This is a genomic window from Streptomyces sp. NPDC053079 (genome assembly GCF_044546695.1).
Taxonomy (GTDB): Bacteria; Actinomycetota; Actinomycetes; order Streptomycetales; family Streptomycetaceae; genus Streptomyces.
The window spans coordinates 227,395-248,753 of sequence record NZ_JBITZJ010000009.1; the positions used below are offsets into that span (position 1 = coordinate 227,395).

Consider the following 21,359-nt stretch of genomic DNA (forward strand, 5'->3'; position numbering starts at 1 on the left):
TACGCGCTAGCACGAGGTCACCCAGCCGCTGCCGCAACTGGCGTACCCCGTCGGGTCGGTGCTCGGACCCGTGGTCGGGTCCGTGGTGGGGTCCGTGGTGGGTCCGGGGGTCGCCGGCTCGGACGTGTCCTCCGTCTGCCCGGGCGTGGCCACCCCCGTGGGGCCGCCGCCCGGGTTGTCGCCCGGCTGCGAGCCGCTGTTGTCGCGCAGGGCGAACAGGGCCGCGGCCCCACCGGCGAGCAGGACCAGCGCGACGACGGCCGCCACGATCCACACCGCCGTCCGCGGCCGTGGCTCCGGGCCGGGCTCCGGCCCCGTCCCGGGGTGCGGCAGCGGACGCACGGGATACCCGACGGACGCGGCGGACCCTCCCGGGCCCGGAGCGAGAAGGGGAGTCGCCAGGCCGCCCTGCTGCAGCCCGACCGGCACGTTGACGGACGGCGTCCCCGCGGAGCGCCCCACGACGGGCCCGGGTTCCGGCGTCGGCGTGGGCCTCGGCGCAGGTGAGGGCGTCGGTGTCGGTGTCGGTACGGGCGTGGGTGTCGGTGTCGGCGTGTCGGGTACCGTCAGCGGCCGTCCGGGGTCCGGGTGGCGCACCCGCTCGTCGAGGGCGGTGCGGACGTACCCGGGCGGTTCCTCCGTGAGCAGGCCGGCGGCGACCCGGTCGAGGAGCTGCTCGGCCTCCGCCGAGCCCATGCGGGCTTCCGGGTCCTTGCGCAGCAGCCCCTCCAGCACCGGCGTCAGCGGCCCGGCCCGCCGGGGCGCCGCGGGCTCGTCGTCGACCACGGCCCGCAGCGTGCTGAGCGCGTCGCCCCGGCGGAACGGGGAGACCCCCTCCACCGCCACGTACAGCAGGGTGCCCAGCGACCACAGGTCGGAGGGGATGCCCGGGCGACGGCCCGTGGCCCGCTCCGGGGCCAGGTACTCGGCGGAGCCGACCAGGTCGCCGGTGCGCGTCAGGGTGCCGGCGCCCTCGATGACGGCGATGCCGAAGTCGGTGAGCACCACCCGGCCCCCGGCCTCCAGCAGGACGTTCGCCGGCTTGACGTCGCGGTGCAGCACCCCCACGGCGTGGGCGGCGCGCAGCGCCTGCAGCACCTGCGCGCCGATCCTGGCCGCCTCCTTGGGCTGGAGCACGCCCTCCTGCCGGAGCACCTTGTCCAGCGACTGGCCGCGCACCAGCTCCATGACGATCCAGGGGCGGCCCTCCTGCTCGACCACGTCGTGCACGGTGATCACATGGGGGTGGGCGACCCGCGCGGCGGCCCGGGCCTCCTGCTTCAGGCGCGCGTACAGCACCCGGACGTCCTCGTCGTTCATGTGCTCCGGCGCCCGGACCTCCTTGGCCGCGACCTCCCGGTCGAGCACCTCGTCCATGGCGAGCCAGACGACGCCCATGCCGCCGTGCCCCAGCTGTTCCATGAGCCGGTACCGCCCGGCCAGCAGCGGTTTGCGCCGCGTGGTGTCCATCCCGTCCATGCCGTACGCCCCCTCCCCCTGCGTACGGCGTACCGAGCCGTGCGCATTCGGGCCACACTGGCTGGGACGTGGCCGTGGCCGAAACCGTTCCCGGCCGGACGGGAAACCCCGCGCGGCCTCAGCGGCGGGCGGTCAGCTCCTTGTCGAGCCAGCGCAGGACCTCGGGGTATTCCTCGCGCCAGGTCTGGAAGTTGTGGCCGCCCTCCTCACGGACCAGCTTGTCGACCTTGGTCGGCGCCTTGGCCTTCCCCGCGAACTTCAGCATGGGCTCGTAGTACTTCTCCTCGCCCTTCGAGCTGGCGGCCAGGAGCAGGGACACCGGCGGCGGAGCCATGTGCTCCAGGCGCCAGGTCAGGTCGGACTCGTTCCTGATCTGCTTGTTGCCCGCGTAGAGGTCACCGGTGTCGCGGTCCTGGCGCGCGAAGAGGTCGGCGGACAGCCCGGCCGCGGCGCCGTAGCGGGCCGGGTTGGTCATGGCCGCCTTCAGCGCGCAGTACCCGCCCGTGGAGTTGCCCACCGCGCCCCAGCCGCCCCGCGAATTGTCCGCGCGGTACACGTCGTTGACGGCGATGGGCAGGTCCTGGTTGAAGAACGTCATGGCCTGCGGGCCGCCCGGCACGTCCGTGCAGTTGGTGTCGCGGTCCGCCACGACCGACGGCCGGACCATCAGCACGATCGTCGGCCTGATCTGCTTGGCCACGATGGCGCGGGAGGCCGCCTGCGGGACCTTGATCTGGGTGATGAGGTTCTTGGAGACGCCGGGCTGCCCGGTGATCGCCACGATCACGGGGAACCGGTCGTTCTCGTGCTCCTTCTGGAAGTACTGCGGCGGCAGATAGGCGAAGCCGTCCATGCCCAGCCCGCTGACGGGACCGCGTATCTCGATCCGGTCGACCTGGCCGGCCTTCTCCTTCGGGCCCAGGCCGACGGACTCCTGGCCCTTCACGACGAGCGCGGGCGGCCGCTTGCCGTCCTTGCCGCCCTTCAGCTCCTGCTTGCTGGAGTTGCGGCCGAGGAGCTCGTTCCACGTGGAGTAGAAGCCGAACTCGTTGTTCGCCGCGACGAGCAGCACCGACAGGATGCCCAGCTGCGCCACGGCGAGCAGGCCGAGCCGGGAGAGGAGCGCCGGGATCCCCTTCTTCGCGGCCCGTGGCCACAGCCACAGCACGAGGGCGGCCAGCGCGACGGCGATGACCACCAGGAACAGCAGGAAAGTCTGGGACGTAAGGCCCACGGTTGTCGCTCCTCTTCGGAGTGGGTTCTCCGGGAGGGAAGAGGGGGTACGGCCCGGTGAGGTTTCCTGTTTTGGCCGCAATTTTCGCCTTATGGCGCTGCTGGGGGTCCTGACGGCCCGCAGGGGCGGCCACGGCCCACGACCCTACCCCGCGCGTCCGCACGCAAGATCGAAACTGTCCGGGCAACCCCTGTCGGCGGACGGGCCCCTGCGTCTAGGGTGAAGGCGCAGCCGGTTCGCCCCGCCCTCCAGGCGGGCGCGTCGCAAGAGGGAACCCGGTGGGAATCCGGGACTGCCCCGCAGCGGTGAGCGGGAACGACCGCCGTCATACGCACTGGACCGCCCCGGCGGTCCGGGAAGCGACGGCCACTAGGTGCCGTGTCCTCCACCGACACGGCGTGCCCGCGAGTCCGAATACCTGCCGCTGCCCGCGTGCGACCGCACGCGGTGATCTCGGTGGCCTCGAGGGCGGGCCGGCGGTACGGACGGCGCATGCCTGGGCGTGCTCCGCCGGCATCTGCCGACCCTTCGTACGCTCGGGTCCCGCCGGGATCCCCCGCGACTCGCGAAGGAGAGTTCCGTGGCAACACACCCCACCGCCCCCACCGCCGTCCGCGCCCGGGCCACCGTCCACGGCTACCCCCGGCAGGGGCCCGGCCGTGAACTGAAGAAGGCCGTCGAGGGCTACTGGGCCGGCCGCGTCGACGCCGCAGCCCTGCACGACACCGCGGCCGCCCTGCGCCGCGACGCCTGGCGGCGCCTGGCCGACGCCGGCGTCCACGAGGTCCCCACCGGGGACTTCTCCCTCTACGACCACGTCCTGGACACCACCGTCATGGTCGGCGCCGTCCCCGAGCGGTACCGCGCCGCCGTCGAAGCCGACGCCCTGGACGGCTACTTCGCCATGGCCCGCGGCACCCAGCAGTTCCCGCCGCTGGAGATGACGAAGTGGTTCGACACCAACTACCACTACCTCGTGCCCGAACTGGGCCCGGACACCGCCTTCTCCGCCGACTCCACCAAGCAGACGGGCGAGTTGGGGGAAGCCCTCGCCCAGGGCCACGCGGCCCGGCCCGTGCTCGTCGGCCCCGTCACCTATCTGCTGCTGGCCAAACCCGCGCCCGGCGCCCCGCCCGGCTTCCAGCCCCTCACCCTCCTGGACCGGCTGTTGCCCGTGTACGCCGAGGTCCTCTCCGACCTGCGGGCGGCCGGCGCCGAGTGGGTCCAGCTCGACGAGCCCGCCCTGGTGCAGGACCAGCCCCCGGCCGTACTGAACGCCGCCGCCCGCGCCTACCGGGAGCTGGGCGGCCTCGCCGACCGGCCCAAGCTGCTGGCGGCCACCTACTTCGACCGCGTGGGCGACGCCCTGCCCGTCCTCGCCAAGTCCCCCGTCGAGGGCCTGGCCCTGGACTTCACCGGACCCGCCGCCGCCAACCTCGACGCCCTCGCCGCCGCCGGCGGCCTGCCCGGCAAGCGTCTGATCGCGGGCGTGATCGACGGGCGCAACGTGTGGATCAACGACCTCGAACGGTCCCTGTCCACCCTCGCCACCCTCCTCGGCCTCGCCGACCGGGTGGACGTCGCCCCCTCCTGCTCCCTGCTGCACGTCCCCCTCGACGCCACCGCCGAGCGCGACGTCGACCCGCAGGTCGCCCGCTGGCTGGCCTTCGCCCGGCAGAAGGCCGAGGAGACCGTCACCCTCGCCCGCGGCCTCAACGAGGGCAGCGACACCATCGCCCCGCAGCTCGCCGCCAACCGCTCCGCCCGGGCCTCCCGCGCCGCCTCCGCCCTCACCCGCGACCCGGCCGTACGGGCCCGCGCGGCGGCCGTCACCGCCGCGGACGCCCGCCGCCCCCAGCCGTACGCCGAGCGCGCCGCCGCCCAGCGGGCCCGGCTCGGCCTGCCGCTGCTGCCCACCACCACCATCGGCTCGTTCCCCCAGACCCGCGAACTGCGCACCGCCCGCGCCGACCTGCGCGCCGGGCGCATCGACGCCACCGCCTACGACGAGCGCATCGCGACCGAGATCCGTGAGGTCCTGGCTTTCCAGGACAAGGCCGGCCTGGACGTCCTCGTGCACGGTGAGCCGGAACGCAACGACATGGTCCAGTACTTCGCCGAGCAGCTGACCGGCTACCTGGCCACCCAGCACGGATGGGTGCAGTCCTACGGCACCCGCTACGTCCGCCCGCCGATCCTCGCCGGCGACATCTCCCGCCCCGAGCCGATGACCGTGGCCTGGACCGGCTACGCCCAGTCCCACACCGAGCGCCCCGTCAAGGGCATGCTCACCGGCCCCGTCACCATGCTCGCCTGGTCCTTCGTCCGCGACGACCAGCCGCTGGCCGACACCGCCCGCCAGGTCGCCCTGGCGCTGCGGGACGAGGTCGGCGACCTGGAGGCCGCCGGCACGGCCGTCATCCAGGTCGACGAGCCCGCGCTGCGCGAGACGCTGCCGCTGCGGACCGCCGACCGGGCGGAGTACCTGGCCTGGGCCACCGAGGCGTTCCGGCTCACCACGGCCGGGGTGCGGGCGGACACCCAGATCCACACCCACATGTGCTACGCGGAGTTCGGCGACATCTTGGCCGCCATCGAGGAGCTGGACGCCGACGTCATCAGCCTGGAGGCCGCCCGCTCCCGCATGCAGGTCGCCGACGAACTGGCCGCGGCAGGCTACGCGCACGCCGTCGGCCCGGGCGTCTACGACATCCACTCGCCGCGCGTACCGGACGTCGAGGAGATCGCCGCCCTGCTGCGCAAGGGCCTGGCGGCCATCCCGGCGGAACGCCTGTGGGTCAACCCGGACTGCGGACTGAAGACCCGTGGCTGGGCGGAGGTACGGACCTCGCTCGAGCACCTGGTCGAGGCCGCCCGGCGGGTACGCGCGGAGCGCGCCGGGCAGTAGCGGTGAGCCGACCGGTGACCGTAACCGTCCGTACATGGCGGGCCGTTACGGTCGCCGGCCCCCGAACGGCCGCCGCGCCGGCCCGCATCGCCGCTGAGGGGCGGCGGGGCGGGCACGGCGCGGCGGCTCCCGCGGATCAGCCGGCCGTGAGCGGGCGGCCGCAGCGCAGGTTCCACCGACCGGCGCGGCCGGTCAGTTCGGTCAGGGTCAGCGGGGCAACGTCCAGGCGCCAGAACACCGTCGGCGGCAGCGCGAGCGCGTGGACGGCCGCCGCGCGGACCACCGCGGGGTCCGCCACGGCCAGGACCCGGCCGCCGCCCTCGCCGTCGGCCAGGCCGTCCAGCCAGCCGCCCACCCGGGCGATCAGCGCGAGCACGCTCTCGCCGCCGTGCGGCGCGGCCCCGGGGTCCGCCAGCCAGGCCCCCACCGCCTCCGGTTCGCCGGCCGCCAGCTCCTCCAGGGACCGGCCCCGCCACCGGCCGACCTCGAGATCCCGCAGCTCCGGTGCGGGGGCCGCGTCCAGGGCCAGCGCGGAGGCTGTTTGACGGCAGCGTTCCGACGGCGCCGTGAAGGCGCGCGCTCCGCCCGGCAGCGACCCGGCGGCCGCCCGGGCCAGACGCGTCCCCGCCTCGTCCAGCGGCGTGTCGTCGTCGAAGCGCGCGGCCCGCAGTGCGGGCCCGGGCGCCGGTGAGATCAGCATCACACGAACGGTCACGGTCCTTGTCTCCTCCCCGGCTGCGGACGGGCGCTCGCGCCCAAGGGCTCAGCAGACCACGGGCGTCGGGCACGGCGTGCGCGGGGGGTGCGCATCCGTACGCCCGTAGCGCGGTGATCCGCCAGGCGGTACGGTCGCGTGTACATGACGACGGTGCGCTCGGAAGCCGGTGCGAATCCGGCACGGTCGCGCCACTGTGTACCTGACGTGCACCTCCGCTGATCCGCGGGGCGACGGCAGGAAGTCAGACCCGGCACCGTCGTCCGCACCAACGATCGGGACGCGTTGTTCCCCAGGAGGTTCCGCCATGGCCCAGTCCGCTGTCCCCGCGTCGAGCAGCCCCGTCATACCGGAGGTCGCCCCCATCGAGCTGAAGGCCATCGCCCCGTGGGTGGTCTTCGTGGGGCTCCTCATGCTGAGCCTGCTCTACTTCGTCGGAGCGGAGCAGGGTGCCACCGCGCTCATCTCCGGCGAAGGCGTGCACGAGTGGGTGCACGACGGCCGTCATCTGCTCGGCTTCCCCTGCCACTGAGACCCGGGGAAACGAGCTCGTGATGTCCGTATCCGTAAGAGCCCTGCTGGTGCGGGGCATGCTCGCCGGCCTCGCCGCCGGCGTACTGGCCCTGATCACCGCCTATCTCCTCGGCGAGCCCCATGTGGACTCCGCCATCGCCTTCGAGGAGGCCCACAGCCACGACCACGGCGGCGGCGGTGAGGAGCTGGTCAGCCGCACGATGCAGGCCACCGGCGGCCTCGCCACCGGCATCCTGGTCTACGGCGTCGCGCTGGGCGGCATCGCCGCGCTGGCGTTCTGCGTGGCCCTCGGCCGCGTCGGCCGCTTCGGCCCGCGGGCCACGGCGGCCCTGCTCGCGCTCGGCGCGTTCACGGCCGTCTTCCTGGTGCCGTTCGTGAAGTACCCGGCCAACCCGCCCGCGGTGGGCGACCCGGACACCCTCGACCAGCGCACCGCGCTGTTCTTCCTGATGATCGCGCTCAGCGTCCTGCTCGTGATCGGCGCGGTCATCCTGGGCAAGCGGCTGGCTCCCCGGCTCGGCAACTGGAACGCCACGGTGGCGGCCGGAGCCGCGCTGGCCGTGGCGATCGGGCTCGCGTACGCGTTCCTGCCGGCCGGTGACAATGTGCCGGAGGGCTTCCCGGCGACGCTGCTGTGGGAGTTCCGTCTGTCGGCTCTCGCCGTTCAGCTGGTGCTGTGGACCGGGTTCGGCCTGGTCTTCGGTGAGCTGGCGGAGCGGCTCGTCATGCCGAAGGCCGCCCGTGAGCGGCAGCCGGACGCGGCGGTCACGCCGGCAGCCTGACGTCCCGTGACCGGGGCTCCGCCCCGGACCCCGGTCCTCAATCGCCGGACGGGCTGATGTGTCGCCCGGAACCGGCAGAAAATCCAGCCCGTCCGGCGATTGAGGACAAGAAACGGTGAAAGGGCGGGTAGGGGAACACCTCAGCTCACTGCCCGCCATGCACCGCCAGCATCCGTTCCACCGTCCCCGACCACGGGAACCGCTCCGCCCGCGCCCGGGCCGCGGCCCGCTGTAGTTCACGCGACCCGGCCACCAGGCGGGCCACCCCGTCCGCCATCGCCGGCGCGGTCGCCGGCACCGCCAGGCCCGCCCCCGGAGCCAGTAGTTCCGGCGCCGCGCCACGGTCCGCCGTGACCACCGGTGTGCCGCAGGCCAGGGCCTCCAGGGCCGACAGGCCGAATGCTTCCACCGGGCAGGGGGCCAGGGCCACGTCGGCCCGGGCCGTCAGCGCGGCCACCGCGTGACGGTCGGCGACGTGCCCGTGGAAGCGCACGGGCAGACCGGCCGCCCGGCGCTCCAGGCGCCCGCGCTCGGGGCCGTCGCCCAGGACGTCCAGGCGGGCGGCGATGCCGTGCCGCCGCAGCAGGCGCAGGGCCTCCACGGGCAGGTGGGGCGACTTCTCCCGCGAGAGCCGTCCCGCGTACACCAGCGCGATGCCCGGCTCGGGCAGCGTCGTTGCGGCCGCCGCGGGCGAGAAGACGTCCAGGTCGACGCCCAGGGGCACCCGGTACAGCGCCGGGGCCGCCACGCGGCTGAACTCCGCGCAGGAGAAGGCCGACGCCGCGACCACGGCGTCGAACGCAACCGCCAGCCGGCGGTTCCAGGCGTCGGCCGGCCGGACCGGCGGCAGCCACGCGGGCAGGCGGGGCGCCAGGATCGCGTCGAGCCGCTCGTGGGAGAGCAGCACGGCGCGCACGCCGTGCCGCCGGGCCCAGCCCGCCGCGTGGACCAGGGTCAGCTTGTCCGACACCTCGACGGAGTCCGGCGCCAGCCGCCGCAGCAGCCCGCGCAGGGTCCGGGGCGAGAGCAACAGCCGGTAACCGCCGCCCACCGGCGCGCCGGGCAGGGTCAGCCGCAGCCCGTCGCGGGCGTCGCGCACCCGCGCGTACCGGCGGCCCGGCACGATCAGCACCCGCTCATGGCCCATGGCGACGTAGCCCCGGCCCAGGGCGTCCAGCGTGGTGCGCAGCCCGCCGGAGGCCGCGCCGTAGAAGTTGGCCAGCTGCACGATCCTCATGGCGCGGCCCGTCGGGCGTCGCGCACCAGCTCGGCGTACGTGCACGGGCGCGCCCCCGCCGCCAGGGCGGCGTCCACGGCCCGCAGGGCGCTCTCCCGCAGCCGCGGCCGGTCCAGGTCGGCGGGGTGCAGCGCGATGCGGAAGGGCCGGCCGCGGGCCGACCACCGGCGTGCGGCGGCCGGCATCACAGCCGCGCCCGCCCGTTCGCCGAGGCCGCCGGGCCGGTGGGACAGGGCCGGCATGCGGTGCCGGCGGCCGGTGCGCAGGTCGTGCACGGCCAGATGGCTCGTCGTGTACTGCAGGCCCAGGCCGCGCAGCGCCGCCAGGCTTCCGGCGGAGGCGAGCCACCCCGGCGGGGTGAAGCCCACCGGGACGATGCCCACCGAGGCCAGGGCGGCCAGCCCGCTCTCCAGCCTGCCGCGCGCCGCCCGCTCGTCCAGCGCGCAGAACTCCGCACAGCCGCGGGCCGCAACCGCGTTCAGCCACCGGCGCGCCAAAGGACCGCCGGCTACGCCCTGGTGGGCGTAGCCGTGCAGCGCGAGCTCATGGCCCCGCCCGTGCGCGTCGTGCAGCCACCGCACCAGGGCCGGGTCGTCCGGCAGCGGTGCACCGCGCCAGGCGCCCGGCACCAGCAGCAGCGTGGCGGGCACGCCGCGGTCGTCCAGGTCGGCCAGCCAGCGGCGGCTGCGCGCGGCGCTCCAGGGGGCGACGTCGTGCACCGAGACTACGAAGACCGCTCTCACACCCCCAGAATCCCCCAGCCGCCGCGATCGCGCCTGTGGTGCCGGGCGATCGCCGCGGGCACAAGTGGTGTACGCCCGGTGAACTCCGGTCACGACCGGGCGCCTTGCGCCGCGGGTGGACGAACGGGGGCCGCCAGGTACCGTGGTGCGACGACGCACGCTTGATACGGGGGGACGTGTCATGCCGGAGCGGCTCGTCGTGCTCGCCGGCGGCGGGGCCGAAGGCGGTGGCGCCGGGGAAGTCCGCGCCGCCGGCCGGACCTTCACCAGGATCGTCCTTCCCGCCAGGCCCGGCACGAAAGCAAGGACGACATGACCACGACGCCTTTGAGCGCCCCCGGAACGTCCGCTCCCGCCCCGTCCCTCCCGTCCCCCTTCACCCACCACCCTCCCGGCCTGCTCATGGCGGCGCTCGGGCGGATACCCCGCGAGTCGGTCACGGAGTTCACCGAGTCCTGGAACGACCTCCCCGCCGACGTCCACCTGGGGGCGGCCACCCCCTATCGCTTCCGCCGCTACGGCAGGTTCCGCATCGTCGGCGACCGCCTGGAACCGCTGCCGCACGTCGCCTTCTTCCAGGACCGTGCCGTGAACAGGGTGAGCGGCGGAGTGGACCGTATGTTCGCCCCGCTGTACGAGGCCGTGGCGGCTGGGGCCGCCCTGCACACGGTCGTACGGACCCTGTGGGAGCGCCTCCCCGGCCCCCGCGCCGGCATCGACACGTGCGGCGTCCACCAGATCCGCGTCACCGCCACCGGCGACACCGAGGGGCACCCCACGCCCGAGGGCATCCACCGGGACGGGCACAGCTATGTCGCCCAGGTGCTGATCCGGCGCGAGAACGTGCGGGGCGCCGAGTCCTGCCTGTACGACCTGCGGGAGCGGCCCCTGCACCGGGCGTCGCTGACCGAGCCGCTGGAGTCGATCGTCCTCGACGACCGCCGTGTGCTCCACGGCGTCTCGCCGCTCCTGCCCGCGCCCGGTGCGAGGCGGGGCGTGCGCGACATGCTGCTCGTCGACTTCTTCCCTGCTGACGCGGGCGGCGCGGGCGGGGGCCGCTGAGAGGATCACCACACCGGGACGCCCGACGGAATGTTTGCGTCCGTGTGCACACTTGGCTCCGACGGTTTGTCATGTTCAGTAACCAGGAGGCTTCATGCGTTACGCGGACGGTTTGAGCGTCGACGACGAGGTGCACATCGCCGCCGCACCCGGCAAGGTCTGGAAGCTGGTGACCGACATCGGTCTGCCAGCCCGGCTCAGCCCCGAACTCCAGCGCACCGAGTGGCTGGAGGGTGCCACCGGCCCGGAGCTCGGCGCGAGCTTCGCCGGCTACAACCGTCACCCGGCGGCCGGCGAGTGGCGGACCGTCTCCCACGTGGTCGGCCTGGACCCCGAGCGGCGCTTCGCCTGGGCGGTCACCGACCCGGAGAACCGGTACGGCGGCGGCCCCGCCGACCCCGCCCACCCGCTCGCCACGTGGGCGTTCGAGCTCCGGCCCGAGGAGGGCGGCACCGTGCTGCGCCACTCGGCCCGCCTGGGCCCGGCCCCCTCCGGGCTCAGCGCGGTGATCGACCGGATGCCGGAGCGGGAGGAGGAGCTGCTCACCATGCGCCTGGGCGAGCTGCGCACCGGCATCCGGGCCACTCTCGAGGGCGTCAAGCGCCTCGCGGAGGAGCAGGCGTAATTCCGGAGGACAGCGGCCAGCCTGGTACGGAAAATCCTGATTTTCGATGATGGTGATTCCATGACCATGATCAAGGCCATCACCTTCGGCACCTACGGCCCCGCCGAGGTGCTCCAGCTCGTCGACGCCGACCTGCCCTCGCCGGGGCCCGGGCAGGTCAGGCTCGCCGTCCGCTGTGCCGGCGTCAATCCGCTCGACCACAAGCTGCGCAGCGGCGCCCTGTCCGAGGTGTTCCCCCTCGAGCTGCCGCACATCCCGGGCGTGGAGGCCTCCGGCATCGTGGAGGCGGTCGGCGAGGGGGTCACCGAGGTGCGGGCGGGGGACGCGGTCCTGGGCCGCACGGCCACCGGCGCCTACGCCGAACAGGCCCTGGCGCCGGCCGCGGACCTGGTGGTCAAGCCGCTCTCGCTGTCCTGGGAGGAGGCGGCGGCCCTGCCCGTGGCGGCCGAGACCGCCTGGCGGGCCCTGGACGCGCTGCGGCTGAGCGAGGAGGAGACCCTGCTGATCCACGGCGCCGCGGGGGGAGTGGGCACCCTGGCGGTGCAGTTCGCCCGCTCCCGCGGCATCCGGGTGGTCGGCACGGCGAGCGAGTTCAACCACGAGTACCTGCGTGGCCTCGGCGCGATCCCGGTGGCGTACGGGGAGGGTGTCGCCGACCGGGTGCGCGAGGCCGTGCCGGAAGGGGTGGACGCGGCCTTGGACGCCGTCGGCAAGGGTGACGCGGTCGGGGTGTCCGTCGAGCTGACCGGCGGGCCCGACCGGGTGGTGACCATCGCCGACGGCGAGGGCGCCCGTCGGCACAACGTGCGCTTCAGTTCCGGCCCCAGCGCCCAGACCGTGACCGCGCTGAACGCCGCCATCGCCCTCCACGAGGCCGGCCTCCTCCAGTTGCCCATCCACCGGGAGTACCCGCTCAGCCAGGCAGCCGAGGCCCATCGCGCCAGCGAGCACGGCCACCTCACCGGGAAGATCGTCCTGGCGGTCGTATGAGAGCGCCCCGCCCGGAGGAGGTACTGCCGCCTCGCCGTTACGGGCCGGGGAGGCCGACCGTGAGCTCCGCGTCCGGGCTCAGCCGCGGCAGCCGGGAGGTGGTGACGAGCGCGAGCTCGTGCCGCCGGCCCCGGCCCGGCCGCCACTGGCCGCCGGCCAGCGGCAGCAGCGCGATGTTGGGCGTGGGCCCGCACGTGAAGTCGACCAGGCCCGCGATCGTGGGCAGCCGGGTCCGGCCGAGGGCCGCCGCGATCGCCGGGCGGTCGGTGGGGTCCGCGGCGGTGGCCAGGGCGTGGGCGGCGATCTCCACCAGCGCGTGGGCCGGTCCCAGCGGCTGCGGCCAGGGCCTGCCCGTGGTGCGCTGGTAGTCGCCCGCCAGCGCGGACGCGGTGGTGCCGTCCAGGGAGCAGTGGAAGGGGTGGCGCGGGGTCCAGTAGACGAGAGTGGCGACGCGGGTGTTCGACAGCCCGTCCGTTGCCGCGTTCTCGCGCGGGAAGGTCAGCCAGCGCGAACAGGTGATCAGCCGCGGCCGCAGCCCCGCCTCCCTGGCCTGTCGCTGGAACAGCGCCAGGTCCTCGACGGTGGCCGCACTCGTGACGACCTCGGCACCGGCCTCCTTGAACCGGCGGACGTGCCGCTCGAAGCAGGCCGCCGGCTCCCGGTAGCCGCCGGGATCGATCAGGGTGTGGCCGTGTGCGGCCGCCACGGGGGCGAAGCCGTGCCGGGGGTGGCGCAGCGACTGCCCCTGCGGGCCGTCGTTCCACAGGCAGCCGACCGTACGGCCCGGCCCGACGCGCTCCCACATCTCCGCGAACACCGCCGCGATGTCGTCCAGTCCCCACGCGAAGTGGTACGTCCAGCGGAAGGGGCGCGCCGGCTCGGTGCCCCTGCCGGACACGTAGGCCTGCCAGGGGAAGACCGTCGACAGGCAGGGGATGCTCAGCACCTCGCAGGCGTCGGCCACCGCGGGCAGCGTCCGGGTGCCGTCCATGGTGACCACCATCCGCACGTCCTCGTCGCGCACGAGTTCCGCGACGGCCCGGCGGGCGCCGTCGGGTTCGGACCGGCTGTCGCGCCAGGCCAGCCGGACGCGGTGGCGCCGGGTGCCCTGGGTGATGTGTGTCAGCCGGGTCGCCAGCCGCTCCAGCGCGAAGGCCAGCGGCTGCCCCAGCCGGGCCAGCCGCCCGGTCCGCGGCACGACGGCCCCGATGCACAATCCGTCCGTCCGGTGCACAGCCACCCGACTCCCTCCCCTTGCCGCCCGGGTCATGGCCTGACGGAGTCAAACTCCCCGCGCGGCACCCTGGTTGACTCGCGACACCCCGTACCCGGAAGGGTGATTCCGCATCCGGCGGCTCCTGTGTGCCGGGGGCCGGTGCGGCGCCGCCCGTCCCGGAGGCGGGTGGCAGATGACAGCCGCATCGGCCGAATGCCTAGCGCATCCGGCATATTGGACAGCCGTCATCCGGCCGATCTGTTGACGATCTGGAACGGCGGACCCTCATGTGCCGTCCGCCCCCCGGCGCACGCCCCGTGACGTCGTATACAGAAGTTGACACAGGTCACATTGGGGATGGCTGAGCCTCTGGGTGGATCGTCCATGTGCCGTTGCCGGTGGGCGAGATGATGACTTTCGGCCAACGATCACCCGGGCCCCGGCGGCTACTGCCCAGTGCGCCGCGCGTGGGGTTCGGGCATGGCGCACTATATGGCTGAGCGGTCGGGAGGCAGTGGTGTCTTCCGGGGCCGAGGCGCTTTCGTGCCCGGAGCCGCGTCGTCGTCGTGCGGTTCCGGCTCCGGCCGCACGGCTCGGAACCCGGACGTTCGGCGTCCGGTCCGTGGCAGGGGAGGGGTTGCGGCCGGGGTGGGGAGTCCGGCCGTGCGGGGAGCCGAACTGGGGATCAATCGATGTGCGGGGGCGCCCGGACCGGCGCCGTACGCACACGTCGAGTACGGACGCCACGCGCCCCACGCGCGGTTCCGTCCTTGGGGGGAGAAGCACATGGGGCGTACAACACGTCTGGTCGCGGCCTGGGCCGCGACCGCCCTGCTGGCGGTGGGACTGCCCACCGCCGGCGCGAGCGCGGCGCAGGCCCCGCCGCGCGTCGACCTGCGCGTCCTCGTCGTGGACGACGGCGGGCCCGCCGTCGAGGCGATACGCACCGAACTGGAGACCGCCGGCACGCCGTACACCGCGGTCGACCTGAAGGACCCGGGGCGCCCGCGGATCGACGAGGCGTTCCTGAGCGACACCGTGGACGGCAGACCCCGGGCCAAGTACCAGGGCGTGGTGCTGCCGAACGACAATCCCTTCGGGGACGGCTCGGCGGAGATGGCGGCCGTCGCCGGTTACGAGAAACGTTTCGGCATCCGTCAGGTCGACGCCTACACCTACGCCCGCCCGGCCGTCGGCCTGACGTCCGTCCACGCCGGCACGCTGGACGGACAGACCGCGCAGGTCACCGCCGAGGGCGCCGCGGGACCGTTCGGCTACCTCAGGAAAAACGTTCCGTTCGAGGACAACGACAGCGCCGTGGGCGAAAGTTACGGTTACCTCGCCGTGCCGCTCGACCGGCAGGCGGACGGCGCGACCTACACCAGCTACCTCGACGCGCCCGTGCCCGGGCAGTCCCGGCGCGGCTCCCTGGCCGGCCAGTACACCCACGACGGGCGCAGCGAACTGGTCATCACCTTCGTCTACAACCGCCACCAGAGCCAGTTCAAGCTCCTCTCGCGCGGCATCGTGGAGTGGCTGACCCAGGGGATCCACCTGGGCGCCGCCCGCAACTACTTCGCGATCCACGTCGACGACGTCTTCGGCTCCGACGACCGGTGGGACTCCCGGCTCAACTGCACCCCCGGCGACGTCGACTGCCCGCCGGGCACCCCCACCGACAACGACCCGATCCGGATGACCGCCGCCGACGCCCAGCACGCCGCGCAGTGGTCGCGCGAGCACGGCCTCACCCTGGACCTGGCCTTCAACGGCGGCGGCAGCGAGGGCTACAAGGAGGCGCACGCCGGCTCCGACCCCCTCGCCCAGCAGCTGGTCTCCGACCAGGGCGCGTTCCGCTGGATCGACCACACCTACAACCACCCCTTCATCGGCTGCGTCCAGGACACCTCCGTGGTGCCGTGGAAGTGCGCCACCGACCCGCTCGGCAGGATCCGCTGGACCTCGCGGGCCACCATCACGGCACAGATCGGCGACAACCGCGGCTGGGCGGCCCGGCAGGGCCTGGCCGTCGACAAGGACGAGCTGGTCACCGGCGAGCACTCCGGACTGAAGACCCTGCCGCAGCAGCGGGACGACAACCCCGAGCTGGCGCCCGCGCTCACCCAGGCCGGCGTCTCCTGGCTCGCCAGCGACAGCTCCCGCGAGCGCGAACAGCGCCCGGTCGGGCCGTCCCTGACCGTGCCCCGCTACCCGATGAACGTCTTCTACAACGCCGGCAAGGCCACCGAGCAGGTCGACGAGTACAACTGGCTCTACACCCGCAAGTCCGACGGCGGCAGCGGCCTGTGCGAGGGCTCGGCCACCACCACCTGCCTCAAGGAACCGCTGCCCTCCTCGACCGGCTACGCCGACTACATCGTGCCGCTCGAGAGCCGGATCGCCATGGGCCACGTGCTCGCCAACGACCCGCGCCCGCACTTCATCCACCAGTCCAACCTCGCCGAGGAGCGCATCGGCTACCAGGCGCTGGAGAAGATCCTCGCCGACTACCGCGCCCTCTTCGCCGACAACGCCCCGCTGGTCAACCTCCGGATGCGGGACATCGGCACGGAACTGCGCAAGCGCGCCACCTGGGCGGCGGCCGTGAAGGCCGGCACCGTCAGCGCCCACCGCACCGGCTCCGAGATCACCGTCAGCGCCCCCGCCGGCGTCGACGTCACCGCGACCCTGCCCACCGGCACCGTCCAGGTCCAGGGCAGCGGCCGCATCCCCTTCGGCACCGCCTACGCCGGGCTGCACTCCGGCTGGGCCACCCCCGCCGCCGGCCAGGGCACCCTCGTCCTCGCCCTGCCCGACGGCACCGGGACACCGCGCACCCTCTCCGGCAAGGCCACCCGGGTCCAGGCACCCGCGACCGCGCTCCCCGTACCGCGGGGCGTCAGCACCCGGGTGCCCTACGGCCCCGGCGACAGGGACCGGCGCTGATGCCGGCCCGCACCTTCGCGCCGCACCGTCCTGTCGCCGCACCGCCTTCTGGAGAGAACCGACTTCCATGCACGGACCGTCAGCCGAAACGGCGTCCGCCGCTCCCTCGGTGACCCTGCTCACCGAGGGGACCTATCCGCACAGCCACGGCGGGGTCAGCGTCTGGTGCGACCAGCTCGTCCAGGGCATGCCGGACGTCGACTTCCGCGTCATCGCCGTCACCGGCACCGGCCGCGAACCGCTCGCCTGGCAGCCGCCCGGCCACGTCCGGGCCGTCGCCACCCTTCCGCTGTGGGGGCCGCCCCCGCCCGGCCGCGCACCCCGCGGCCGCGCGCTGAAACGCTTCCTCACCTGCTACGAACAGTTCCTGCTGGCCCTCCTGGACCCCGCGCAGGAACAGCACTTCGCCCGCAGCCTGTACCGGCTGGCCGACCACGCGACCGACGGCACCCTCTTCGCGGCCCTGCGCGGTGAGCAGGCGGCCCGCCTGCTCACCCGCGTCTGGAACCGCCCCCACCTCGCCACCGCCGCCGCCCGCCCCACGCTCCACGACGCGCTGGCCGCCACCGACCTGCTGGAGCACGCCCTGCGCCCGCTCGCCGCCCGGCCCCCCGACCGGGGGATCACCCACGCGGTGAGCGGGGGCCTGGCCACCCTGCCCGGACTGGTCGCCCACCACCGCCACGGCACCCCGTTCCTGCTCACCGAGCACGGCGTCTACCTGCGCGAGCGCTATCTGGGATTCCGCACCGAGCCCTACCGCTGGCCGGTCAAGGCCCTGATGCTGGGCCTGTTCCGGATGCTCGCCCGGGAGAGCTACCGGTGCGCCGCGCTCGTCACCCCCGGCAACCGCTACAACCGGCGCTGGGAAGAGCACGGCGGCACCCCGCCCGAGCGCATCCGCACCGTCTACAACGGCGTCGACCCGGCCGCGTTCCCGCCCGCCGGACCGGAACCGCACACCCCCACCCTGAGCTGGGCCGGGCGGGTCGACCCCATCAAGGGCCTGGAGACCCTCATCCGCGCCTTCGCGCTCGTACGGGCCGAGCTGCCCGACGCGCGACTGCGCCTGTTCGGCGGCACCCCGCGCGGCGGCGAGGGCTACCGCACCGCCTGCGAAGCGCTGGCCGCCGAGCTCGGCGCGGCCGACGCCGTCACCTTCGAAGGACGCGTCGAGGACATCCGCGACGCCTACGCCGCCGGCAACGTGGTGATGCTCTCCAGCATCAGCGAAGGCTTCCCCTTCACCCTCATCGAAGCCATGTCGTGCGGCCGGGCCACCGTCTCCACGGACGTGGGCGGCGTCCGCGAGGCGGTGGGCGACAGCGGACTGGTCGTACCGCCGCGCGACCCGCAGAGCATGGCCCGCGCGGCACTGCGGCTGCTGCGCGATGCGGCACTGCGCGCCCGCATGGGCGAGGCCGCCCGGCTGCGCGTCATCGAACAGTTCACGCTCCGGCAGACCATCAACGCCTTCCGCGACATCTACCACGACCTTTCCGGCCTGCGGCAGAACCTGCCGGAGACCCTTCGCATCCCCGAGACCGTGCCCGTCATGGCCCTGGCCGCCGGCGGTGCCCGATGAGCGGACTGCTGCGGCTCGTGCCCGACGAGCCCGAACCCGCCCACGACCTCGCGGTCGCCGCACCGCGCACCCGCTCCCGCCCCCGGTGGGCCGCGGACCCGGTCGACGAACTCGCCGAGGAACTGGGCGGGGTGTGCGCCGCGGCCGTCCACCCGGACGAGATAGCCGCCGTCCTGGAGGCCGACGGGCTGACGGGCGAGCAGATCACCGAGCGCTACGGGCGCCACGACGCCTTCGAGCTGGCGGCCGAGCTCTACGCCCGGGTGCCCCGCAGCCACCCCGAGCCGGACCCCCGGCCCGACCCCTGGCGCGTCGCGCCCGGCCCGTTCCTGCTGCGCTCCCTGGTGTTCACCCTGCCCGGCTTCGGCTACGCCCTCGGCTCGCCCCTGTCGGGCGACACCCGCGAGAGCCTCGGGCTGCCCGCCGGCACCGGGGCGCTGGTGGCCTCCGCGCTCGTGGCCTGGGCCTTCAACCAGGCCCTCGCCCACCGCGCGTACACCCGGCTCGCGGCCGGCGGGCGCGCGGCGGCGGGCCGCTGCCTGGCGACGGGCGCCCCGCTCGGCGCCCTGCTCGCCACCGGCGCCGCACTGGCCCTGCCCGCACCCGCGGGGGCGCTCGCCTTCGCGGCCGGCCAGGCCCTCTACCTGGCGGCGGCCACCGTCCTGCTGGTCCTCGGCCGGGAACGGCTCCTGCTGCTCGCCCTGCTCCCCACCGCCACCGGGGGAGCGGTCGTCCTGTTCACCCAGCCGCCGCCCGTGGTGGGCGTCGCCCTGCTGCTCGCCTCGGTCGGGGGCGCCCTGTTCGCGGCCGGCCACGAGATCGCCCGCACCCGGCGCGAGGAGGACGCGCCGGCCGGGCCGCCGCCCTCCCCGCTCGCCTCGGTCCCCTTCGGGCTGTTCGGCCTCGGCTGCGGAGCGCTGACCGCCCTCGCCGCCCTCGGCGACACCGTCGTCCACCACGAGAGCGGCGCGAGCGGCCCCGCCGTCCTCGCGCTCACCCTCAGCATGGGCGCCGCCGAATGGCTGCTCTACCGCTGCCGGGGCCTGGCCCTCGCGGCGCTGACCGCCGCCACGACCACCACCGGACTGCTGCTCGGAGCCGTCCGGGTCCTCACCCTCTGCGCCGGCGGCTACCTCGCCGCCCTGACCGCCCTCACCCTCGCCGTCGGAGCCCTGTGGCCCGGCGCCGCCCCGCCCGACGCCGTGCACCTGGCCGCGCTGCTCGCGCTCGGCGCGGTGCTCTGGTCCGGGCTGCTGCTCCAGGCCTACGGCACCGCCTGGATACCCGCCCTGCTCTGCCTGGGCGCCGCCGGAACCGAGACCGCCGCCGTCGCGCTGCGGATCTGGGCCCCGGCAACCGGTCAGCTCGTGATCTGTTCCGGTGCGGCGGCCGCCCTGCTGGCCGTCGCCACCGCCCTGCTCGGGCGGATCACCACGCACCGCTGACCGGCGCCGGCCGGGTTCCGGCCGGCACCACGTTCCGCCGCACCACGTCCCCGGCACCACCGTCCCTCACGGAGGAGACCCGCATGTCCGCACCGGCAACCGTCGCCGTCACCGGCGCCGAAGGCTTCATCGGCTCGCACCTCGTCCAGGCGCTCGTCGCCGACGGCCACCGCGTCCGCGCGATGGTGCAGTACAACTCCTTCTCGTCCTTCGGCTGGCTCGAGGACCTGCCCGCCGACGTGCTGGACCACGTCGAGGTGGTCCTCGGCGACGTCCGCGACCCCGGCTCCGTCACGGGCCTGGTCAAGGGCGCCGAGACCGTCTACCACCTGGCCGCGCTCATCGCCATCCCGTACTCCTACCGGGCCCCGCACAGCTACGTCGAGACCAACGTCACCGGCACCCTCAACGTCCTCGAGGCCGTACGCCACCTCGACGTCCCGCGCCTGGTCCACACCTCCACCAGCGAGACCTACGGCACCGCGCAGACCGTCCCCATCACCGAGGACCACCCCATCAACACCCAGTCCCCGTACGCCGCGTCCAAGGCGGGCGGCGACCGGCTCGCCGACAGCTACCACGCCAGCTTCGGCCTTCCCGTGGTCACCCTGCGCCCCTTCAACACCTTCGGCCCGCGCCAGTCCATGCGGGCCGTCATCCCCACCGTCATCGGCCAGGTCGCCGCCGGGGAACGCACCATCACCCTCGGCGACCTGCGCCCCACCCGTGACTTCAGCTATGTGGCGGACACCGTCGCCGCCTTCCGCGCCGTCGCCGCCGCGCCCGCCGCCGCCGTCCTCGGCCGCACCTTCAACTCCGGCACCGGCGAGGAGATATCCATCGGCGACCTGGTGACCCTCATCGGCAAGCTCATGGACACCGACCTCGACGTCCGCGAGGACCCGGCCCGCGTACGGCCCGCCGCCTCCGAAGTGATGCGGCTGGTCTGCGACTCCTCACGGCTGCGGGCCGCCACCGGCTGGAGCCCCGCCCACACCCTCGAAGAAGGCCTGCGCGAAGCCATCGCCTTCTTCCGCGACCCGGTCAACCTCGGCCGGTACAAGACCGGCCTCTACAACGTCTGACGCCCGCCCCGCGCACGGCCCGACGAGAGACCACCCATCGCGAGAGAGGAACGGCACCCATGCACGTAGTGATCCTGGCCGGAGGCAAGGGCGTCCGGCTGCGCCCGTACACCACCGCACTGCCCAAGCCCCTGGTGCCCATCGGCGACCAGCACGCCATCCTCGAGATCGTCATGCGCCAGCTGGCCGGCGCCGGATTCACCAGCTGCACCCTGGCCATCGGCCACCTCGGCCACATCATCCGGGCCTACGTGGGCGACGGCTCCCAGTGGGGCATCCACGTCGACTACACCTCCGAGGAGAGCCCGCTGGGCACCATGGGCCCGCTGCTCACCATGACCGACCGGCTGCCGGAGCACTTCCTGGTCATGAACGGCGACATCCTCACCGACCTCGACTTCGGCGACGTCCTGCGCGACCACGTCGCCTCCCGGGCGCCGCTGACCATCGCCACCTACGCCCGCAAGGTCAACATCGACTTCGGCGTGCTGACCACCGACTCCGGCCGCGTCGTCGGCTTCGCCGAGAAGCCCAGCATGGACTACCGCGTCTCCATGGGCGTCTACGGAGTCTCCCGCTCCGCCCTCGCCCGCTACACCCCCGGCCTGCCGCTGGGCTTCGACGAACTGGTCCTGGACCTGCTCGGCGACGGCACCCCGCCCAACGCCTACGCCTTCGACGGCTACTGGCTCGACATCGGCCGCCCCGACGACTACGACCGGGCCAACGCCGAGTTCTCCGTCCACCGAGACCTGCTGATGAAGGGAGCGTGA

Annotated in this window: 17 protein-coding genes and 2 riboswitches; of the genes, 11 read left to right on the forward strand and 6 right to left on the reverse strand. The window is 74.2% G+C overall.

Annotation, left to right across the window (positions count from 1 at the left end):
* Positions 1–6: 6 nt before the first annotated feature.
* Together ACIGXW_RS30930 and ACIGXW_RS30935 are read right to left on the reverse strand one after the other, a co-directional pair.
* Complete coding sequence (locus ACIGXW_RS30930; protein ID WP_399576198.1) at positions 7–1,479, reverse strand: serine/threonine-protein kinase; 1,473 nt, start codon at positions 1,477–1,479, stop codon at positions 7–9.
* A gap of 118 nt (positions 1,480–1,597) precedes the next feature.
* Entirely contained in the window at positions 1,598–2,713 is a 1,116-nt protein-coding gene (locus ACIGXW_RS30935) for an alpha/beta hydrolase-fold protein (protein ID WP_071966831.1), read from the reverse strand.
* A gap of 265 nt (positions 2,714–2,978) precedes the next feature.
* Positions 2,979–3,133: riboswitch (cobalamin riboswitch) on the forward strand.
* Between the two features lie 160 nt (positions 3,134–3,293).
* On the opposite strand from ACIGXW_RS30935, the gene metE reads away from it, so the two are divergent.
* Entirely contained in the window at positions 3,294–5,621 is a 2,328-nt protein-coding gene (metE, locus tag ACIGXW_RS30940; protein ID WP_399576200.1) for a 5-methyltetrahydropteroyltriglutamate--homocysteine S-methyltransferase, read from the forward strand.
* Between the two features lie 136 nt (positions 5,622–5,757).
* Here the strand turns inward: metE and ACIGXW_RS30945 are convergent, their stop codons facing one another.
* Entirely contained in the window at positions 5,758–6,336 is a 579-nt protein-coding gene (locus ACIGXW_RS30945; RefSeq protein WP_399576201.1) for a histidine phosphatase family protein, read from the reverse strand.
* A gap of 161 nt (positions 6,337–6,497) precedes the next feature.
* Positions 6,498–6,586, forward strand: a riboswitch (cobalamin riboswitch).
* A gap of 57 nt (positions 6,587–6,643) precedes the next feature.
* Between ACIGXW_RS30945 and ACIGXW_RS30950 the strand changes: the two genes are divergently transcribed.
* Both ACIGXW_RS30950 and ACIGXW_RS30955 read left to right on the forward strand, forming a co-directional pair.
* Positions 6,644–6,868 (forward strand): CbtB domain-containing protein, encoded by a 225-nt coding sequence (locus ACIGXW_RS30950; protein WP_071966828.1) that lies wholly within the window; start codon positions 6,644–6,646, stop codon positions 6,866–6,868.
* A 19-nt stretch (positions 6,869–6,887) separates the two neighbouring features.
* Positions 6,888–7,652 (forward strand): CbtA family protein, encoded by a 765-nt coding sequence (locus tag ACIGXW_RS30955; RefSeq protein ID WP_399576203.1) that lies wholly within the window; start codon positions 6,888–6,890, stop codon positions 7,650–7,652.
* 145 nt (positions 7,653–7,797) lie between these two features.
* Here ACIGXW_RS30955 and ACIGXW_RS30960 read toward each other — a convergent pair whose 3' ends face one another.
* Entirely contained in the window at positions 7,798–8,889 is a 1,092-nt protein-coding gene (locus tag ACIGXW_RS30960; RefSeq protein ID WP_399576205.1) for a glycosyltransferase, read from the reverse strand.
* Positions 8,886–9,608, reverse strand: a complete 723-nt coding sequence (locus ACIGXW_RS30965; protein ID WP_399576207.1) for a DUF2334 domain-containing protein — start codon at positions 9,606–9,608, stop codon at positions 8,886–8,888. The genes ACIGXW_RS30960 and ACIGXW_RS30965 overlap by 4 nt, the downstream gene beginning before the upstream one ends.
* Before the next feature lie 336 nt (positions 9,609–9,944).
* Here ACIGXW_RS30965 and ACIGXW_RS30970 point away from each other — a divergent pair, with 336 nt between their 5' ends.
* The 3 genes from ACIGXW_RS30970 (at position 9,945) to ACIGXW_RS30980 (ending at position 12,309) form a co-directional block, all read left to right on the forward strand.
* The gene (locus ACIGXW_RS30970; protein ID WP_399576209.1) at positions 9,945–10,694 is read left to right on the forward strand and encodes a 2OG-Fe dioxygenase family protein; all 750 of its coding nucleotides are present in this window, start codon (positions 9,945–9,947) and stop codon (positions 10,692–10,694) included.
* A 94-nt stretch (positions 10,695–10,788) separates the two neighbouring features.
* The gene (locus ACIGXW_RS30975; RefSeq protein ID WP_399576211.1) at positions 10,789–11,319 is read left to right on the forward strand and encodes an SRPBCC family protein; all 531 of its coding nucleotides are present in this window, start codon (positions 10,789–10,791) and stop codon (positions 11,317–11,319) included.
* Positions 11,320–11,385: 66 nt separating this feature from the next.
* On the forward strand, positions 11,386–12,309 hold the full coding sequence (locus ACIGXW_RS30980; RefSeq protein ID WP_399576406.1) for an NADP-dependent oxidoreductase: 924 nt from the start codon (positions 11,386–11,388) through the stop codon (positions 12,307–12,309).
* 37 nt (positions 12,310–12,346) lie between these two features.
* Here ACIGXW_RS30980 and ACIGXW_RS30985 read toward each other — a convergent pair whose 3' ends face one another.
* Positions 12,347–13,507: an ABC transporter substrate-binding protein gene (locus ACIGXW_RS30985; RefSeq protein WP_399576213.1), complete on the reverse strand. Its 1,161-nt coding sequence runs from the start codon at positions 13,505–13,507 to the stop codon at positions 12,347–12,349.
* An 804-nt stretch (positions 13,508–14,311) separates the two neighbouring features.
* Between ACIGXW_RS30985 and ACIGXW_RS30990 the strand changes: the two genes are divergently transcribed.
* The 5 genes from ACIGXW_RS30990 (at position 14,312) to ACIGXW_RS31010 (ending at position 21,359) form a co-directional block, all read left to right on the forward strand.
* Complete coding sequence (locus ACIGXW_RS30990; RefSeq protein WP_399576214.1) at positions 14,312–16,471, forward strand: hypothetical protein; 2,160 nt, start codon at positions 14,312–14,314, stop codon at positions 16,469–16,471.
* A 67-nt stretch (positions 16,472–16,538) separates the two neighbouring features.
* Entirely contained in the window at positions 16,539–18,056 is a 1,518-nt protein-coding gene (gene pelF, locus ACIGXW_RS30995) for a GT4 family glycosyltransferase PelF (RefSeq protein ID WP_399576215.1), read from the forward strand.
* Complete coding sequence (locus ACIGXW_RS31000; protein WP_399576217.1) at positions 18,053–19,501, forward strand: hypothetical protein; 1,449 nt, start codon at positions 18,053–18,055, stop codon at positions 19,499–19,501. The genes pelF and ACIGXW_RS31000 overlap by 4 nt, the downstream gene beginning before the upstream one ends.
* Positions 19,502–19,584: 83 nt before the next feature.
* A complete protein-coding gene (locus ACIGXW_RS31005) occupies positions 19,585–20,586 on the forward strand; it encodes an SDR family NAD(P)-dependent oxidoreductase (protein WP_360915254.1) in 1,002 nt (333 codons plus the stop codon).
* A 59-nt stretch (positions 20,587–20,645) separates the two neighbouring features.
* Positions 20,646–21,359 (forward strand): sugar phosphate nucleotidyltransferase, encoded by a 714-nt coding sequence (locus tag ACIGXW_RS31010; RefSeq protein WP_071966818.1) that lies wholly within the window; start codon positions 20,646–20,648, stop codon positions 21,357–21,359.

Coding starts and splice junctions, on each gene's coding strand:
- ACIGXW_RS30930 (WP_399576198.1), bottom strand. CDS start 1,479: ATGGACGGGATGGACACCACGCGGCGCAAACCGCTGCTGGCCGGGCGG.
- ACIGXW_RS30950 (WP_071966828.1), top strand. CDS start 6,644: ATGGCCCAGTCCGCTGTCCCCGCGTCGAGCAGCCCCGTCATACCGGAG.
- ACIGXW_RS30960 (WP_399576205.1), bottom strand. CDS start 8,889: ATGAGGATCGTGCAGCTGGCCAACTTCTACGGCGCGGCCTCCGGCGGG.
- ACIGXW_RS30970 (WP_399576209.1), top strand. CDS start 9,945: ATGACCACGACGCCTTTGAGCGCCCCCGGAACGTCCGCTCCCGCCCCG.
- ACIGXW_RS30975 (WP_399576211.1), top strand. CDS start 10,789: ATGCGTTACGCGGACGGTTTGAGCGTCGACGACGAGGTGCACATCGCC.
- ACIGXW_RS30980 (WP_399576406.1), top strand. CDS start 11,386: ATGATCAAGGCCATCACCTTCGGCACCTACGGCCCCGCCGAGGTGCTC.
- ACIGXW_RS30990 (WP_399576214.1), top strand. CDS start 14,312: ATGGGGCGTACAACACGTCTGGTCGCGGCCTGGGCCGCGACCGCCCTG.
- pelF (WP_399576215.1), top strand. CDS start 16,539: ATGCACGGACCGTCAGCCGAAACGGCGTCCGCCGCTCCCTCGGTGACC.
- ACIGXW_RS31000 (WP_399576217.1), top strand. CDS start 18,053: ATGAGCGGACTGCTGCGGCTCGTGCCCGACGAGCCCGAACCCGCCCAC.
- ACIGXW_RS31005 (WP_360915254.1), top strand. CDS start 19,585: ATGTCCGCACCGGCAACCGTCGCCGTCACCGGCGCCGAAGGCTTCATC.
- ACIGXW_RS31010 (WP_071966818.1), top strand. CDS start 20,646: ATGCACGTAGTGATCCTGGCCGGAGGCAAGGGCGTCCGGCTGCGCCCG.